The sequence below is a fragment of the Streptomyces sp. NPDC050315 genome, assembly GCF_040655775.1.
Taxonomy (GTDB): Bacteria; Actinomycetota; Actinomycetes; order Streptomycetales; family Streptomycetaceae; genus Streptomyces.
Map to the genome: position 1 here is coordinate 397218 of NZ_JBFAKN010000008.1, position 19777 is coordinate 416994.

Annotated in this window: 3 protein-coding genes; all 3 read left to right on the forward strand. The window is 72.8% G+C overall.

The window, feature by feature from the left end; all coding sequences use genetic code 11:
- Positions 1-18: 18 nt before the first annotated feature.
- Positions 19-903 carry an SDR family oxidoreductase gene (locus tag AB0I82_RS29125; RefSeq protein WP_363260359.1) on the forward strand — a complete coding sequence of 295 codons (885 nt, stop codon included), beginning with the start codon at positions 19-21 and terminating at the stop codon, positions 901-903.
- A gap of 48 nt (positions 904-951) precedes the next feature.
- Positions 952-1404: a nuclear transport factor 2 family protein gene (locus AB0I82_RS29130; protein WP_363260360.1), complete on the forward strand. Its 453-nt coding sequence runs from the start codon at positions 952-954 to the stop codon at positions 1402-1404.
- A gap of 116 nt (positions 1405-1520) precedes the next feature.
- On the forward strand, positions 1521-19777 hold an 18257-nt coding region (locus AB0I82_RS29135), incomplete at its 3' end, for an SDR family NAD(P)-dependent oxidoreductase (protein ID WP_363260361.1).

Here is a 19777-nt window from a genome sequence, read left to right on the forward strand (position 1 = left end):
ATCGAGTCGGAGGAACACGTGTCGAACAGGTCGGAACCGCTGTCCCCCCAGGGGCGGGCCGTCGTCATCACCGGGGCCTCGACCGGCCTCGGCGAGAGCTGCGCCCACCACCTGGCCCGGGTCGGCTTCCGGGTCTTCGCCGGAGTCAGGCGCGAGGCGGACGGCAAAAGGCTGCGCGAGGCGGCGCCCGCCGACCTCACCCCCGTCATCCTCGACGTGACCGATGAGGAGGGCGTCGCGGCCGCGGTGCGCCGGGTCACCGACGAGGTCGGCGACGACGGCCTGTGGGGCCTGGTCAACAACGCCGGTATCGCGGTCACCGCGCCGCTGGAGTGCGTACGCCCGGAACTCCTGCGCCGCCAGCTCGCCACCAACGTCGTCGGCCAGCTCACGGTGATCCAGGGCTTCCTGCCGCTGCTGCGTGCCGGGGCCGGCCGCATCGTCAACGTCACCTCGGGCGTCGGCAACGTCGCCATCCCGTACCTCGGGGCCTATGCCGCCGCCCAGTTCGGCAAGGAGGCGCTCAGCGACGCGCTCCGCCGCGAGCTGGCGCCCTTCGGCATCCCGGTCTCGGTGGTCCAGCCCGGCGCGATCATGACGCCCATCTGGGACAAGATGTCGGCCGAGGGCCTGCGGACGATCGAGGATGCCCCGGAGCCGGTCCAGGAGCTGTACCGCGACAGCTTCCTGCGCTTCCTGGAGACGAACGAAAAAAGCGCCCGTACGAGCAGCAAGACCCCCGAGGACGTGGCCCGCGTCGTCTTCCGCGCACTGGTGACCAGGCGCCCCCGGACCCGCTACGGCGTCGGCAAGGACGCCACCGGCGGGCGCCTCCTCGCCCGGCTGCTGCCCGACCGGGCCATCGACCGGGTCTTCGGCGGCATCGTCGCGCCCTCCCGCTGACCCACCGACAGTCCAGATCGTCCCGCCCCCTTCCGGAAAGAGAAACGCATGACCACCGCACGGCCGCAGGAACTGAAGGACACGTTCGCACACAGCCTGAAGCTGCTGGAGAGCGGACGGATCGAGGAGTGGGTCGACCTCTTCGCGGCGGACGGCATCCTCGAATTCCCGTATCCCGCTTGGGGCTTCCCGGCGCAGATGCAGGGCAGGGAGCAGTTGCTCGCCCAGATGACGATGTTCGGAGAGCAGCTGGAAATCGCCTTCTCCGCGCCGGAGTTCTACACGGCGACCGAGGACGGCCTGGTGATCGCGGCGTTCACCGCCGACTGCACCCTGGTCGCCACTGGCGGCAAGTACCACCAGACGTACCTGTCCGTCGTCCGCTTCGAGGACGGGAAGATCAAGCTCTTCCGCGACTTCTGGAACCCCTGGCTGCTGATGGAGGCCGCCGGCGGCGAACTCGCCTGGAAGCAGGCGCTCCAGGCACTGGCCGGCAGCTGACCCCACCGCCCGGCACCCACCGGGTGCCGGGCCACACCCGGCCCGCCACCGCACCTCCGGACTCCGCCCCCCAGTTCACCCGCCTCAGCGTCACACACACCGAGGGACAGCACCGCATGAACGACCAGCACGGCAGCGACAGCAGCACCGCGGCACCGGCGCCGGGGGAGCCCATCGCGGTGATCGGCATTGCCTGCAGGCTGCCGGGAGCCCCGGACCCGCAGGCGTTCTGGGAGCTGCTGCGCGACGGCCGCGAGGCCATCGGCGAGGTGCCGGAGGGCCGCTGGGGCGACTTCGACACACCCGCCGGGACCGGCGCCGACCTGCGCAGGGGCGGATTCCTCGACGGTGTGGACGGGTTCGACGCCGCCTTCTTCGGCATCTCACCGCAAGAAGCGCTCACCATGGACCCGCAACAGCGCCTGATACTCGAACTCGCCTGGGAAGCGCTGGAGGACGCCCGGATCGTCCCCGGCGGCCTCCAGGGCAGCGACACCGGCGTCTTCATCGGTGCCATCTGGGACGACTACGCGAGGCTGCTCCACGAGTACGGGCCGCAAGCCGTCAACCAGTACAGCGTGACCGGCGTCCACCGCGGCATCATCGCCAACCGCGTCTCGTACGCCCTCGGCCTGCGCGGCGCCAGCCTGACCGTCGACAGCGCCCAGTCCTCCTCGCTCGTCGCCGTGCACGCGGCCTGCGCCAGCCTGCGCAACGGCGAGTCGTCCGTCGCCCTCGCCGGCGGTGTGAACCTCAACCTGATCCCGGAGAGCTCCCTCGGCCTCGCCCGGCTCGGCGCGCTCTCACCCGACGGCCGCTGCCACGTCCTCGACGCCCGCGCGAACGGCACCGTACGCGGCGAGGGCGGCGCGCTCGTCGTCCTCAAGCCGCTCTCCGCTGCCCTCGCCGCCGGCGACCCCGTGTACTGCGTCATCCGCGGCAGCGCGGTCAACAACGACGGCGCTACCCAGGGGCTGACCACGCCCGGGTCCGAGACGCAGAGCGCTTCCCTGCGCGCGGCCTGCCGCCGCGCCGGAATCGACCCCGCACAGCTCCAGTACGTCGAACTCCACGGCACCGGCACCCACGTGGGCGACCCGATCGAAGCCCGGGCCGTGGCGGCGGTCACCGCACCCGGCCGCGCCGCCCCGCTGCGCGTCGGCTCCGCCAAGACGAACGTGGGGCACCTGGAGGGCGCCGCCGGCATCGTCGGCCTGCTCAAGACCGCCCTCAGCATCCGCCACCGGCAGCTGCCGGCCAGCCTGAACTACGAGACACCCAACCCCGCCATTCCCCTGTCCGAGCTGAAGCTGAGCGTCCAGCAGCAGCTCGGCCCCTGGCCGCAGGAGGACGCCCCGCTGCTGGCGGGCGTCGCCTCGCTCGGAGTGGGTGGCACCAACTGCCATGTCGTGCTGGGGGACGCGCCGGAGGCAGCGGACACCGGCGCGACCTCCGCCGACGGGCCTGCCGTCCCCCTCCCGTGGGTCCTCTCCGCGCGTACGGACGCGGCACTGCGGGCACAGGCCGCCCGGCTCGCCGACCACATCGAAGCCCGGCCGGATGCCCGACCCGCCGACGTGGGCCTGACACTGGCCACGGCCAGGACCGCCTTCGAGCGCCGCGCCGCCGTCGTCGGCACCGGCCGCGACGAACTGCTCGGCGGCCTGCGCGCGCTGGCCACCGGGATGCCGTCACCCAGCACCGTCTCCGGCCCGCCCGCCGGTCGGAGCCCCGCGACCGGGGCCGAGGGCGGCCGGCTCGCCGTCCTGTTCGGCGGTGGCGGCAGCCAGCACATCGGCATGGGCCGCGAGCTGTACGCCGCGTATCCGGTGTACGCCGCCGCATTCGACGAGGTCTGCGCGCATCTCGACCGGCACATGCAACGGCCCGTCCGCGCACTGGTCTTCGCCGAACCGGGCACCGCCGACGCACAGCTCCTCGACCGCACCGACTACGCACTGCCCGCCCTGCTCGCCGTCGAGGTCGCCCTCTACCGGCTGTACGAGAGCTGGGGCATCACCCCCGACTACGTCACCGGCCACTCCATGGGCGAGCTGGCCGCCGCCCACGTCGCCGGCGTCCTTTCGCTGCCCGACATCTGTGAGCTGGCCGCGGTCCGCGCCCGCCTCATCCAGTCCCGCGCCGGCGGCGCCATGGCCGCCGTACAGGCCGCCGAGGAAGAGATACTCGCCCACCTCGGCGACCACGCCGACGCCGTGTCGATCGCGGCCATCAACTCCCCCGACGGCACCGTGATCTCGGGCGACGAGGACGCTGTACTCGCCCTGTGCGCCGCATGGAAGGAACGCGGCCGCAAGACCAAGCGCCTCGCCGTCACCGTCGCGGGCCACTCCCCGCACATGGACGGCATCCTCGAAGAATTCGGCCGGGTGGCCGCCGGCCTGACGTACTCCCCGCCGCGCATCCCCGTCGTGTCGAACGTGACCGGACGGCTCGCCACCGACGAGCAGCTGACCTCGCCGGAGTACTGGGTCCGGCACATCCGGGCCACGGTCCGCTTCGCCGACGGCATCCGCACCCTGCGGGACGAAGGCGTCACCACCTTCCTCGAACTCTCCCCGGCCCCCGTCCTCACCCAGGCCGTCACCACCACCCTGGAAGGAGCACAGCCCCGCCCCGTCACGGCCGTCGCCCTCCAGCGCGACCGCTTCGAGCCGCAGGCCGCGGTGCTCGCCCTGGCCCAGCTGCACACCGCGGGCCGCACCCCGGACTGGTCGGCCGTCTTCCCCGCCGGGGCGCGGCACTGCGCCCTGCCCGGCTATGCCTTCCAGCGCACGAGCTACTGGCCGGACCCGGCGGGACGGCACCGCGGTACGGGCGCCACGGGCGGACTGCGGCCGGCGGGCGGCCCGACGGCCGACGCCGACCACGACGGCCCGGCCGCCGCCCTCCGGCAGCAGCTCTCCGCACTGCCGGCGGCCGAGCAGGAAGAGGCCCTGCGCGAGCTCGTACAGCGGGCTGCCGCGGCCGTCCTCCAGCAGCCCGACGACGCACCGGTCGACCCGGAAACTCCCTTCAGCGACCTGGGCTTCACCTCGCTCCGCGCCGTCGAGGCCCGCAGCCACCTGGAGTCCGCGACCGGCCTGAGCCTGCCCGCCTCCCTGCTCTTCGACCACCCGACCGTGGCGTCGGTCGCCGAGCGGCTGCGTACGGACCTGGTGGGCGCGGCGGAGCCCGACGCCGGTACCACTGCCGCGACCGATGACCGGCCGGTGCCCATGACGGCGGACGAGCCGATCGCGATCGTGGGTGTGGGCTGCCGTTACCCGGGTGGGGTGAGCAGCCCCGAGGACCTGTGGCAGCTGGTCGCCGAGGGTCGGGATGCGATCTCCGGTTTCCCGGAGAACCGCGGCTGGGACCTGGACGCGCTGTACGACCCGGATCCCGAGCACCGCGGCACGTCGTACGCACGGCACGGTGGCTTCCTGTACGACGCCGACCTCTTCGACGCGGAGTTCTTCGGTATTTCGCCGCGGGAGGCGTTGGCGACCGATCCGCAGCAGCGGTTGCTGTTGGAGACGGCGTGGGAGGCGTTCGAGCGTGCGGGCATCGACCCGCACTCGCTGCGCGGCAGCCGCACCGGCGTCTTCACCGGACTCATGGCCCCCGACTACGGCCCGCGGCTGCACGAGGCAGCGGACGGCACGGACGGCTATCTCCTCACCGGCAGTTCGAGCAGTGTGGCTTCGGGCCGGGTCGCGTACACCTTCGGCCTTGAGGGCCCGGCGGTGAGTGTGGACACGGCGTGCTCGTCGTCGCTGGTGGCCATGCATCTCGCGGCGCAGGCACTGCGGCAGGGGGAGTGTTCCCTGGCGCTGGCCGGCGGTGTCACGGTCATGTCGACCCCCGGCACCTTCGTCGAGTTCAGCCGTCAGCGTGGGCTGTCGGAGGACGGCCGGTGCAAGGCGTTCGCTGCGTCGGCGGACGGCACGGGCTGGGGCGAGGGCGCGGGTCTGGTGCTGCTGGAGCGGCTGTCGGACGCGCAGCGCAACGGTCACCCGATTCTCGGTGTCATTCGTGGTTCGGCGGTGAATCAGGACGGTGCGTCCAACGGTCTTACCGCGCCCAATGGTCCGTCGCAGCAGCGGGTGATCCGGCAGGCGTTGGCGGATGCCGGGCTGGGCCCGCATGACGTGGATGCGGTGGAGGCGCATGGCACCGGTACGCGGCTGGGTGACCCGATCGAGGCGCAGGCTTTGCTGGCGACGTACGGCCGGGAGCGTGCGCTGGAGACGCCGCTGCACTTGGGCTCGATCAAGTCCAACATCGGGCACACGCAGGCCGCGGCGGGTGTGGCGGGTGTGATCAAGATGGCGATGGCGATGCGGCACGGTGTGTTGCCGCAGACGTTGCATGTGGATGAGCCCTCGCCCGAGGTGGACTGGTCCGCGGGCGCCGTGTCGTTGTTGACCGAGCCGGTGGCGTGGGAGCGTGGCGACCGGCCGCGCCGGGCCGCGGTGTCCTCCTTCGGCATCAGTGGTACCAACGCCCACCTCATCCTCGAAGAACCCCCCGCAGCCAACGAACTGGAGTCGGCTGAAGAACCGCAGGCCGCCGGTCCCGTGCCGGACCGCGCGCCGGCCGCCTGGCTGCTCTCCGCGGCCGGGGAGACCGCGCTGCGTGCGCAGGCCGCCCGGCTCCACGGCCACCTCGTACGGAACGCCGATGCTGACCCGCACAGCGTCGGGCACGCCCTCGCCACGACCCGCGCCCTGCACGGCCACCGGGCCGTCTTCGTCGGCGCGGACCGGACCGAGCTCCTCGCCGCCCTCGACGCGTTCGCCCTCGGGGAGACCCCGGCCACCGCCCGCAGCGGGCTGGTCGCCCGCCCCGGAAAGACCGCGTTCCTCTTCTCCGGACAGGGCAGTCAACGGGCGGGGATGGGCCGTGAGTTGTACGCGGCGTATCCGGTGTTCACGGCGGCTTTCGACGAGGTGTGTGAGCACTTCGACGGGCTGCTGGACCGGCCGCTGCGGCAGGCGGTCTTCGCCGACCCGCAGACCCCCGACGGGTCGCTGGTGGATGAAACGCGCTACACGCAGCCGGCGTTGTTCGCTGTCGAGGTCGCGCTGTTCCGGTTGTACGAGTCCTGGGGCCTGCGTCCGGACCTGCTGGCCGGTCATTCGATCGGCGAGGTGACCGCCGCGTACCTCGCCGGTGTCTGGTCGCTGCCCGACGCGTGTGCGCTGGTGGCGGCGCGTGGTCGGCTGATGCAGTCGGCGCGTGCGGGTGGCGCGATGGCGGCGTTGCAGGCAACGGAAGAGGAGGTACGTGCCGAGCTGCCGGGCGATGTGTGCATCGCGGCGGTGAACGCACCGAACTCGACCGTGGTGTCGGGGGACCAGGCCGCGGTGGAGGAAACGGTTGCCCTCTGGAAAGCACGCGGCCGCAAGGCGACCCGTCTGCGGGTGAGCCACGCCTTCCACTCCTCTCACATGGATGCGGTGCTGGAGGAGTTCCGGGCCGTCGTGGAGAAGCTGTCGTTCTCCTCGGCCGCCATTCCCCTCGTGTCGAATGTGACGGGTGGCCTGGCGACGGACGAGGAGCTGACCTCGCCGGAGTACTGGGTCCGCCACATCCGGGAAGCCGTACGCTTCGCCGACGGCATCCGTACGCTCGGCGAGGCCGGTGTCACCACGTACGTCGAGATCGGCTTCGACGCCGTCGTCGCCCCCGCGGTCGCCGCCACGCTCGACGACGAGCGGGTACGGATGATCCCCGCCCAGCGCCGCGGCACCGCGGAGGCGTCCGCCGCCCTGCTCGCGCTCGCCGAGGCCCATGTCCAGGGCGTTCCGGTGAACTGGCGGGCCGTGTCGGGGCCCGGCCCGCACCGGCCGGTGGAGCTGCCGACGTACGCCTTCGAGCGCGAGCGGTACTGGCTGGCGCCGACCCGGCGGGCCGGTGACCTCACCGGGCTCGGCCTCGACGGTACCGGCGACCACCCCCTGCTGGGAGCCACCGTCGAACTCGGTGACGAGCGTGGCACGCTGCTGACCGGGCAACTCTCCCTGCGTACGCACCCCTGGCTCGCGGACCACGCCGTACGCGGCACGGTCCTGTTGCCCGGCACCGCCTTCGTCGAACTGGCTCTCCAGGCGGGCCACCACGTCGGCTGCGCGGAGCTGGCCGACCTCACCCTTGAGGCACCGCTGGTGCTGCCCGAACACGGGGCGGTACAGCTCCAGATGGCGGTGGGCGCCCCGGACGCGACCGGTCGCCGGCCGGTGACCATCCATTCCCGTCCGCAGAGCGCCCAGGGCGAGCCGAACGAGGCGTCCTGGACGCGTCATGCGGGCGGCTCGCTCACGCCCGCGGAGGGGACCGGCGACGGTGCCGACGCGGCTGTTGCCTGGCCGCCCGCCGGAGCGGTCCGGGTGGAACTTGCCGATGCGTACGGCGAGTTGGCCGAGCGCGGGTACCACTACGGTCCGGCCTTCCAGGGGCTGCGGGCCCTCTGGCGGCACCGTTCCGACATCTTCGCGGAGGTGAGCCTGCCGGCGGAACGGGAGGACGAGGCCGGTGGCTTTGGCCTGCATCCGGCGCTGCTGGACGCCGCACTGCACGCGCTGGTGCTCGGTTCGTCCGGCCCCGGCCGTGCCGACGCGCCGCGGCTCCCGTTCGCCTTCTCCGGCGTGCGCCTGCACGCGGTCGGTGCCACCGCACTGCGCGTACACATCTCTCCGACCGGCGAGAACACCGCGTCCCTGAACCTCACCGACGGGCTCGGCGGCCCTGTCGCGGAGGTCCGCGAACTGGTGTTGCGGCAGCTCACGGACGACCCGTCCGCCCTTGCGGGCGGCAACGCCGACCAGTCGCCGCTGCTGCGGGTCGAGTGGAGTGCGTTCGACGCGCCCGAGGGGCCCGACGTGCCGACGGATGCGGTCGCGTCGCGGATGTGGGTCATCGAGCCGGGCCGTACGGTCCGGGAGGCGGTGGCGCACGCGTTGGCGGGCGTTCAGGAGCACCTGTCCGAGGACGCGGCTGCCGGGCCGTTGGTCGTGGTGACCCGGGGTGCGGTGGCGGTGTCGTCGGGGGAGGGGGTGCGGGATCTGCCGGGTGCAGCGGTGTGGGGTCTGGTGCGGTCGGCGCAGACCGAGCATCCGGGCCGGTTCGTCCTCCTGGACCTGGGGGACGGTACGGATGCTTCCGAGGACGTGCTGCGGGCGGCGTCGGTGTCCGGTGAGCCGCAGCTGGCGGTGCGGGCGGGGGAGTTGTTCGTCCCGCGTCTGACGCGCGTGCCGCAGGCGGCGGGTGCCGGTAGTGGTCTGCCTTCCGGCGGTACGGTGCTGGTGACGGGCGGTACCGGGGCGCTGGGCCGCCTGGTGGCTCGGCATCTGGTGGCCCAGCATGGGATACGGCATCTGCTGCTGGTGTCCCGGCGAGGTCCCGAGGCCGAGGGCGTACCCGAACTCGTCGCGGAATTGGCGGAATTGGGCGGCGAGGCATCCGTCGTGGCGTGCGATGTCGCCGACCGGGACGCGCTGGCGGCGCTGCTGAACGGCATCCCGGCCGACCATCCGCTGACCGCCGTCGTCCACACCGCGGGCGTCCTGGACGACGCCACGGTCGAGTCGCTGACGGCCGACCGGTTCGAGTCGGTCCTGCGGGCGAAGGCCGACGCGGCCCGGCACCTGCACGAGCTGACCCAGGACCTGGACCTGTCGGCGTTCGTGTTGTTCTCGTCCGTCGCGGGCACCCTGGGCACGGCCGGTCAGGCCAACTACGCGGCGGCCAATGCCTACCTCGACGCGCTCGCCCAGCAACGTCGTGCCCAGGGCCGCGCCGCCACCTCCCTGGCCTGGGGCCTGTGGGCCGACACCAGCAGCATGGCCGGCGGGCTGGCCGGGGCCGACCTGGCCCGTATGCGGCGGGCCGGAATCGCCGCCCTGCCCACCGAGCGCGGACTCGACCTGCTCGACCACGCGCTCACCGGCACCGGCGAACACGCCGCTCTGGTGGCGGCCCTGCTCGACCTGCCGGCGCTGCGGTCCCGGGCGAGCAGCGGCACCCTGCCCGCCCTTTTCCGGGGCCTCGTACGGGCCCCGGCACGCCGGCGCACGGCCGCCACCGCCACCGACAGCCCGTTGGCGGACCGGCTCAGCGGCATGTCCCGGCCGGAGCAGGACCAGGCCGTGCTGCACCTCGTACGGACGCAGGCCGCGGCCGTGCTCGGTCATGCCCGCGCGGAGGCGGTCGCGGCGGACCGCCCGTTCACGGAGCTCGGCTTCGACTCGCTGACGGCGGTCGAGCTGCGCAACCGTCTGAACGAGGCGACCGGCCTGCGGCTGCCCGCTTCTCTGGTCTTCGACCACCCGACGGTCAACGCGATCGCCGGATACCTGCGCGATGAACTGCTCGGCACCACCGGTACGGCTGCCGCGGCCGATGCCCAGCCGGTGCCCGTGTCGGCGGACGAGCCGATCGCGATCGTGGGTGTGGGCTGCCGTTACCCGGGCGGGGTGAGCAGTCCGGAGGACCTGTGGCGGCTCGTCGCCGAGGGCCGGGACGCGATCTCCACCTTCCCGGAGAACCGCGGCTGGGACCTTGACGGCCTGTACCACCCGGACCCCGAGCACTTGGGCACGTCGTACACCCGACACGGCGGCTTCTTGCACGACGCCGGTCAATTCGATGCGGAGTTCTTCGGGATCTCACCGCGGGAGGCGCTGGCGATCGACCCGCAGCAGCGGTTGCTGTTGGAGACGGCCTGGGAGGCCTTCGAGCGCGCGGGCATCGACCCCCGAACGCTGCGCGGCAGCCGTACCGGTGTCTTCGCCGGCGTGATGTACAACGACTACGGCTCGCGGCTCCAGCCCGCACCGGCCGGATTCGAAGGCCTCCTCCTCGCGGGGAACACCGGCAGTGTGGCTTCGGGCCGGGTGGCGTACACCTTCGGTCTGGAGGGCCCGGCGGTGAGTGTGGACACGGCGTGCTCGTCGTCGCTGGTCGCCATGCATCTGGCGGCGCAGGCACTGCGGCAGGGGGAGTGTTCCTTGGCGCTGGCCGGCGGTGTGGCTGTGATGTCCACCCCTAATACCTTCGTCGAGTTCAGTCGTCAGCGTGGGTTGTCGGAGGACGGCCGGTGCAAGGCGTTCGCGGCGTCGGCGGACGGCACGGGCTGGGGCGAGGGCGCGGGCCTGCTGTTGCTGGAGCGGCTGTCGGACGCGCAGCGCAATGGTCACCCGATTCTCGGTGTCATTCGTGGTTCGGCGGTGAATCAGGACGGTGCGTCCAACGGTTTGACCGCGCCGAATGGTCCGTCGCAGCAGCGGGTGATCCGGCAGGCGTTGGCGGATGCCGGGCTGGGCCCGGATGACGTGGATGCGGTCGAGGCCCACGGTACGGGCACCCGCTTGGGTGACCCGATCGAGGCGCAGGCGCTGCTGGCCACGTACGGCCGGGAGCGTGCGCCGGAGACGCCGCTGCATCTGGGCTCGATCAAGTCGAACATCGGGCACACGCAGGCCGCGGCGGGTGTGGCGGGTGTGATCAAGCTGGCGATGGCGATGCGGCACGGTGTGCTGCCGCAGACGTTGCATGTGGATGAGCCCTCGCCCGAGGTGGACTGGTCCGCGGGCGCCGTGTCGCTGCTCACCGAGCCGGTGGCGTGGGAGCGTGGCGATCGTCCGCGTCGGGCCGCGGTGTCCTCTTTCGGCATCAGTGGTACCAACGCCCACCTCATCCTCGAAGAACCCCCCACCGCCGAAGCACCGCAGGCCACGGACGCGTCACCGGTGGCACTCGCACCGGCGCACGGCGTGCTGCCGCTCACCTTCTCGGCCCGCGGCGAGCAGCCGCTCCGCGAACTCGGCGCCCGCCTCCGCGACCTGCTGCGGCAGGCCCCCGAGCTCGACCCTGCCGAGGTGGCCCGCGCCCTGCTCACCGCCCGGACCACCTTCGACCACCGGGCCGTACTGATCGCCGCGGACAGCGCGGGTCTTCAGGAGGCCCTCGACGCGCTCGCCGGCGGCCGCCCCGACCCGCGGATCGTGACCGGCACGGCCGTCGAGGCCGCGCCCGGTGCCGTCTTCGTCTTCCCCGGCCAGGGGTCGCAGTGGGTGGGCATGGCCACCGCACTCATGGACACCTCGGAAGTGTTCCGCGAGCGGATGCACGAGTGCGCCACCGCACTGGCGGAGTTCACCGACTGGTCGCTGCTCGACGTGCTGCGCGGCGCCCCGGACGCTCCGGGATACGACCGCGTCGACGTCGTACAGCCCGTGCTCTTCGCGGTGATGGTCTCGCTGGCCGAACTGTGGAGGTCCCTCGGGGTGCGTCCCAGTGCAGTGGTGGGCCACTCGCAGGGTGAGATCGCCGCGGCCTGCGTCGCCGGTGCGCTCACACTCCAGGACGCCGCCCGGGTGGTCGCCCTGCGCAGCCAGGCACTGGCCGGGCTCGCCGGGACCGGCGGCATGGTGTCCGTACCACTGCCGGTCGGCCGGACCGAGGAGCGCATCCGCCAGTGGGGCGACCGGATCGCCGTCGCCGCCGTCAACGGCCCGGACTCCACCGTGGTCGCCGGCGACCCGGAAGCGCTGGACGAACTGCTCACCGCATGCGCGGCCGACGACATCCGCGCCCGCCGCGTCCCGGTGGACTACGCCTCCCACTCACCGCACGTCGAGGCGATCGAGGCGCGGCTGCACGACCTGCTCGCACCGGTCGCACCGCAGTCCGGCGACATCCCGTTCTTCTCCGCCGTCACCGGCGCGGAGCTGGACCACCTGGCGCTCGACGGGGCGTACTGGTACCGGAACCTCCGGCAGCCCGTGCGTTTCGACGCCGCCACCCGGGCCCTCCTCGAACAGGGGCACCGCATGTTCATCGAGTGCAGCCCGCACCCGGTGCTCACGACGGCCCTTCAGGACTCCTTCGCCGCCATGGACGATCCCGACGCGGCCGAGGCCACCGCGATCGGCTCGCTACGGCGCGACGACGGCGGCCTGGACCGCTTCCTGACCTCGGCGGCGACCGGGTACGTACGCGGCCTCGGCATGGACTGGTCCACGGTCCTGGGCGGCGGCGACGCCAACGGGACCGCCGCTCCGCGGACCGTCGGCCTCCCCACGTACCCCTTCCAGCACCGCAACTACTGGCTGGAACCGGCCGCCAGGACGGGCGACATGACCGACGCGGGACTCCGCTCGGCCGACCACCCGCTGCTTGGCGCCGTCGTCGAACTCGGCGACGACCAGGGGCTGTTGCTCACCGGCCGGCTCTCGCTGCGTACCCACCCGTGGCTCGCGGACCACGCCGTGCACGGCACGGTCCTGCTGCCCGGCACCGCCTTCGTCGAACTGGCCCTCCAGGCAGGACGGGAGACCGGCTGCGAGCGCGTCGAGGACCTCACGGTGCTCGCACCCCTCGTACTCGCCGCGGGCGCCGCGCTGCAGATCCAGGTCGCGGTGGGCGAGGCCGGACCGGACGGGGCGCGCAAGCTGACCCTCTACTCGCGGCCCGACTCCCACGATGAGAGCGGCGAGCGGCCTTGGACCCGGCACGCCACCGGTGTCCTCGTCGGATCCGTCGAAGCGGCACCACAGGCGCTGCACAACGCGGAGGGCGGCTCCGCTGCCGCCGCCTCGGGCGTCTGGCCCCCCGCCGGCGCGGTCCCGGTCGCCCTCGACGGTGCCTACGACCGGCTCGCCGAGCAGGGGTACGAGTACGGTCCCGCCTTCCAGGGGCTGCGCGCGGCATGGCAGCTCGACGGCGAGGTGTACGCCGAGGTGGCGCTGGGCACCGAAGAGCGCGCCGCGGCAGACGGACTGGGGCTGCACCCGGCGCTCCTGGACGCGGCCCTCCACCCGGTCGTGCTCGGACTGCTCGGTATGCAGGAGGAAGGCGCGCTGCCCTTCTCCTGGAGCGGCGTCTCGCTGCACGCCGAAGGCGCCACCTCCCTCCGCGTCAGGCTCCGTACGGCAGGCAACAACGCCGTCCGTGTCCTCGCCGCGGACCCGCTCGGCGCCCCCGTGGTCACCGTCGACTCACTGGCCCTGCGCCCGCTCGACAAGGACGCGCTGCGGGCAGCCGGACAGGACCGGGTACCGCTGCTGCGGGTCGAGTGGATCGGCTTCGATGATTCCGAGGTGCCGGTGAGTGCGGCTGCGGACGTGGAAGCGTCGCGGGCGCTGGTCATCGAGCCGGGCCGTACGGTCCGGGAGGCCGTGGCGCACGCGTTGGCGGGTGTTCAGGAGCACCTGTCCGAGGACGGGGATGCCGGGCCGTTGGTCGTGGTGACCCAGGGTGCGGTGGCGGTGTCGCCGGACGAGGACGTGGCGGACCCGGCGGCCGCGGCGGTGTGGGGTCTGGTGCGTTCGGCCCAGACGGAGCATCCGGGCCGGTTCGTACTGCTGGACGTGGACACGGAGACGGACGGTACGGGTGCGCCTGCGTCCGGTCTTCCCGCGGCCGCTGCCGCGGCCGGCGAGTCGCAGCTGGCGGTTCGCGCCGGCCGGACGTACGTACCGCGTCTTGCGCGGATACCGGCCGTTGCGGAAGGTGCCGGACTCCCCGCGTTCGCTGCCGACGGTACGGTGCTGGTGACCGGTGGTACCGGTGTGCTGGGCCGGCTCGTGGCGCGTCATCTGGTGGTCGAGCACGGTGTGCGGCATCTGCTGCTGGTCTCGCGGCGCGGCCCGGACGCCGAGGGCGCCGCCGAACTCGTCGCGGAGCTGGCCGAGTTGGGCGCCGAGGCGGAGGTCGTGGCGTGTGACGTCGCCGACCGTGAGTCGCTGGCCGCACTGCTGGCCGGGATTCCGGCGGATCGTCCGCTGACCGGCGTCGTCCACACCGCGGGTGTGCTGGACGACGGCACGGTGGAGTCGCTGACGCCGGACCGTTTCGAGTCCGTACTTGCGTCCAAGGCCGATGCGGCCTTGCATCTGCACGAGCTGACCCAGGACCTGGACCTGTCGGCGTTCGTGTTGTTCTCGTCGATCGCGGGCACGCTGGGCACGGCCGGTCAGGCCAACTACGCGGCCGCCAATGCCTACCTCGACGCGCTCGCCCAGCGGCGCCGGGCGCAGGGCCTCGCGGCAACCTCCCTGGCCTGGGGCCTGTGGGCCGACACCAGCAGCATGACCGAGGAGCTCACCAGCGCGGACCGCGCCCGTATCGGCCGGGCAGGCGTCGCACCGCTCACCGCGGAGCAGGGCCTCGCCCTCTTCGACGACGCGCTCGCCGGACAGGACGCGGTCACGGCCTCGGCCCGCCTCGACACCACGGCCCTCGCACGCGGTGGAGCGCCGGTACCGGTCATGCTCCGCGGCCTCGTCCCTCCTGCCAGGACCCGCAGGACCGCCGCGGCGGAAGGCACGGCGAACCCGGCCGGCCTGCCGGACCGGCTGCGGCCCCTCGCCGCCCCCGAGCAGCTGCGCCTGCTGCGTGACCTGGCCGGCGGCCAGGTGGCGACCGTACTCGGCTACACGGATGCCGACGCGGTCCCCGCCGACCGCCCGTTCACGGAGTTGGGCTTCGACTCGCTGACGGCGGTCGAGTTGCGCAATCGCCTGAACGAGGCGACCGGCCTGCGGCTGTCCGCCTCTCTGGTCTTCGACCACCCGACGGTCAACGCGATCGCCGGATACCTGCGCGGCGAACTGCTTGACGGCGCATCAGCGGAAGAGGCAGCGGTGGAGACCGCAACACACCGGGCAAGCGCGGCGGTGGCGGACGAGCCGATCGCGATCGTGGGTGTGGGCTGCCGCTATCCGGGCGGGGTGAACAGCCCCGAAAGCCTGTGGCAGTTGCTTGCCGAGGGCCGTGACGTCATCGGGGACTTCCCGGACGGCCGCGGCTGGGACCTGGACGCGCTGTACGACCCGGACCCCGAGCACCGAGGCACGTCGTACACGCGGCACGGCGGCTTCCTGCACGACGCCGACCATTTCGACGCCGAATTCTTCGGTATTTCGCCGCGGGAGGCGCTGGCGACCGATCCGCAGCAGCGGTTGCTGCTGGAGACGGCGTGGGAGGCGTTCGAGCGTGCGGGTATCGACCCGCACTCGCTGCGCGGCAGCCGTACGGGCGTCTTCGCGGGCGTGATGTACAACGACTACGCCTCCCGGATCACTCAGCCGCCCGAGGAGCTGGAGGGGTACCTGGTCAACGGCAGTTCGAGCAGTGTGGCTTCGGGCCGGGTGGCGTACACCTTCGGTCTGGAAGGCCCGGCGGTGAGTGTGGACACGGCGTGCTCGTCGTCGCTGGTGGCCATGCATCTGGCGGCGCAGGCGCTGCGGCAGGGCGAGTGCTCCCTGGCGCTGGCCGGCGGTGTCACGGTCATGTCGACCCCGAGCACCTTCATCGAGTTCAGCCGTCAGCGGGGCCTCTCGGAAGACGGCCGGTGCAAGGCGTTCTCGTCGACCGCCGACGGCACGGGTTTCTCGGAAGGCGCGGGTCTGGTGTTGCTGGAGCGGCTGTCGGACGCCCGGCGCAACGGTCACCGGGTGCTGGCGGTGATCCGTGGTTCGGCGGTGAATCAGGACGGTGCGTCCAACGGTCTGACCGCGCCGAATGGTCCGTCGCAGCAGCGGGTGATCCGGCAGGCGCTGGCGGATGCCGGGCTGGAGCCGGGCGAGGTGGATGCGGTGGAGGCGCACGGTACGGGCACGCGCTTGGGTGACCCGATCGAGGCGCAGGCGCTGTTGGCCACATACGGCCGGGAGCGTGCGGCCGAGGCTCCGCTGCACCTTGGGTCGATCAAGTCGAACATTGGGCACACGCAGGCCGCGGCGGGTGTGGCGGGTGTGATCAAGATGGCGATGGCGATGCGGCACGGTGTGCTGCCGCAGACGTTGCATGTGGATGAGCCCTCGCCCGAGGTGGACTGGTCCGCGGGCGCGGTGTCGCTGTTGACCGAGCCGGTGGCGTGGGAGCGTGGCGATCGTCCGCGCCGGGCCGCGGTGTCCTCCTTCGGCATCAGTGGTACCAACGCCCATCTCATCCTCGAAGAACCCCCCGCGGTCGAGGCCCCGCACGACGCCACCGAACCGGTGCCCGTCGAAGAGCTCGACGCCCCGTTGCCCTGGGTCCTCTCGGCGCCCACCGAAGCCGGACTCCGCGCCCAGGCACTGGCGCTGGCCGCCCATGTCGAGGAGCGGCCCGGCACCGATGTGGCCGGGACCGGGCTGGCGCTCGCCACCACCCGGGCCGCTTTCCCCCACCGCGCCGCCGCCATCGGACGCAACCGCAAGGAACTCCTCGACGGCCTCCGGGCCCTCGCTGACGGCAGGAGCCTGCCGTACACCGCCTCCGGAACCGTCACCAACGGCCGGCTCGCCATGGTCTTCGCCGGTCAGGGGAGTCAGCGGCCGGAGATGGGGCGGGCGTTGTATGCCGCGTATCCGGTGTTCGCGGCGGCCTTCGATGAGGTGTGCGCGCACTTCGACGGGTTGTTGGAAGTGCCGCTGCGGGAGGTCGTTTTCTCGGAGGCCGACAGCGTGCAGGGACGTCTTGTCGACGAGACGGGGTTCACGCAGCCGGCGTTGTTCGCGGTCGAGGTGGCGTTGTTCCGGCTGTACGAGTCGTGGGGGTTGCGGCCGGATGTGCTGGCGGGGCATTCGATCGGTGAGGTGACTGCCGCGTATCTGGCGGGTGTGTGGTCGCTGGCGGATGCGTGTGTGTTGGTGGCGGCTCGTGGCCGGTTGATGCAGTCGGCGCGTGCCGGCGGTGCGATGGCGGCGTTGCAGGCCTCGGAGGAGGAAGTACGGGCGGAGCTTTCGGGCCGGGACGATGTGTCTGTTGCGGCGGTGAACGCGCCGGATGCGACGGTGGTGTCCGGTGACCGGGCGGCGGTGGCCGAGCTGGTCGCGCGCTGGTCGGAACGGGGCCGTAAGGCCACGTTGTTGCGGGTGAGCCATGCGTTCCACTCGCCGCGCATGGAGGAGGTGCTGGCGGAGTTCGGGGAGGTGGTGAGCGGGTTGTCGTTCGCTGCGCCGAGCATCCCCGTCGTGTCGAACGTGACCGGACGGCTCGCCACCGACGAGGAGCTGACCTCGCCGGAGTACTGGGTCCGGCACATCCGGGAGACCGTCCGCTTCGCCGACGGCATCCGCACCCTGCGTGCGCAGGGCAGCACGGTGTTCCTCGAACTGTCGGCCAAGCCGGTGCTCGCCCAGGCGATCGAAGCGACACTGGACGAGGACTGGAAGCACCGCCCGGTCGTCATCGCCGCCGACCCCGACCCGGCCGCCGTTGTCACCGCCGTCGCCCGGGCACATGTGGCCGGTGTGGAGCTCGACCGGTCCGCACTGTTCCCGGCAGGGACGGTGCCGGCGGAGCTGCCGACGTACGCCTTCCAGCGCCAGCGGTACTGGCTGGACGCGACGCCGGCTCCCCGCCCGGCCGTGCCCCCGGGCACCACCGACCACGGCGTACTCGGCGCCGCGATCGAACTGGCCGACGGCAGCACGGTCCACACCGGCCGGCTCTCCGCGCGTACACATCCGGAGCTCACCGGGCGCCCGCTCGGCTCGCACGACCTGCTGTCCGGCGAGCAGCCGCTCGTCTTCAGGGAGTACGCCGAGCTCCGGCTGCCGGACACGGACGACGCGGCACTCGATGTGCAGCTCACCCTCGCGCGGCGGGACGCCCGCGGGCACCGTGCGGTGACCGTGCATTCCCGCCCGGTCGCCCCGGCGGGCACCGAGGGAGGGGAGTGGACCCGGCACGCGGAAGGCGTACTGGCCCCGGACCCGGGCGCTGCCGACGGGCCGTCTCTCTACCGCCTGGACTGGGTACGCCTGCCCGCGAACGCTCCTGCGGACCGGCCGGCGTCCGATGTGAAGTTCGTACGGTGCGCGGGCGGCGACGATGTGCCCGCCGCACTGCACGCCGTGGTCCGGAACGCCCTGACCGAGGTGCAGCAACTCCTCACCGAAGGTGCCGGGTCCGCGCGGCGCCTGGTCCTGGTGACCGAGGGAGCGGTCGCAACGGGAGCCGAGGGGCTCTCCGATCCCGCCGCTGCCGCGGTATGGGGACTGGTGCGGTCGGCACAGGCCGAGCACCCGGGGCGGTTCGTGCTCCTGGACGTGGAGCCGGGCACGGGCGGTACGGACGGTACGGACCTCCCCGCTGACCTGGTCCGGGCGGTACTGGCCTCCGGCGAGCCGCAGGTCGCGGTGCGGGCGGGCGAGTTGTTCGTGCCGCGGCTGGTGCGTATGCCGCACGAGCCCGGTGCCGGGGCCGGGCTGCGTCCCGGCGGTACGGTCCTGGTGACCGGTGGTACCGGCGCCCTGGGCCGCCTGGTGGCGCGCCACCTGGTGACCGAGCACGGCGTGCGGCATCTGCTGCTGGTCTCGCGCCGCGGTTCGGATGCGGCGGGCGCCCCCGAACTCGTCGAGGAACTAACCGAGTTGGGATCCGACGCGGAGATCGTGGCGTGTGATGTGGCCGATCGTGAGGCGCTGGCCGCGCTGCTGGCCGGTATTCCCGCGGACCGTCCGCTGACCGGGGTCGTCCACACCGCGGGCATCCTGGACGACGGTACGGTCGAGTCACTCACACCGGAGCGGTTCGATGCGGCCCTGGCGCCGAAGGCGGACGCGGCCTGGCATCTGCACGAGCTGACCGCGGAGCTGGACCTGCCGGCGTTCGTCCTCTTCTCCTCGCTCGCAGGGACGTTGGGCACGGCCGGGCAGGGCAACTACGCGGCGGCCAACGCCTTCCTCGACGCGCTCGCCCAGCAGCGGGCGGCAGGCGGCTCGGCGGCGGTGTCCGTGGGCTGGGGGCTGTGGGAGAACAGCGACGGCATGGCCGGCGGTCTCAGCGACGCGGACCGGGGCAGGATGGATCGGGCGGGAGCTCGGCCCATGAGCGGTCCCGAGGCGCTCGCCCTGCTCGACGCCGCGCTGGCACGGGGCCATGCCCAGGTCGTGGCGGCCACCCTCGACGGGGCGGCTCTCCGGGACCGGGCGGATGCCGGCACCCTGCCGGCCGTACTGGAGGGCCTGCCCTCCCGGCCCGCCGGGGGCGGCGCCGGTGACCCCGCCGAGGCCGATGTCCCGCAGCGGCTCGACGCGGCGGCGCTGTACGACCTGGTGCTGACCCACGTCGCCGATGTGCTCGGCCATGACTCGCCCGATGAAGTGGAGGCCGAGGAGGAACTGCTCGACCTGGGCTTCGACTCGCTCATGGCGGTCGAGCTGCGCAACCGGCTCAACAAGGCCACCGGCCTGCGGCTGTCCGGCTCGCTGGTCTTCGACTTCCCGACCGTGGCCGATCTCGCCGGACACCTCGAAGAGCAACTGGCCGCCGGGGGCGGCGAGGAGGGGGCCCCATCACACGGCGAACAACCGACTGCGCTTCCCGTCCTCATGCTAGTCGGGACGGGCAATGTCGCGCTGCTGCCGCCGGC

What these genes read in the sequence shown, in the direction of transcription:
- AB0I82_RS29130 (WP_363260360.1), top strand. Translation starts at nt 952, where the DNA reads ATGACCACCGCACGGCCGCAGGAACTGAAGGACACGTTCGCACACAGC.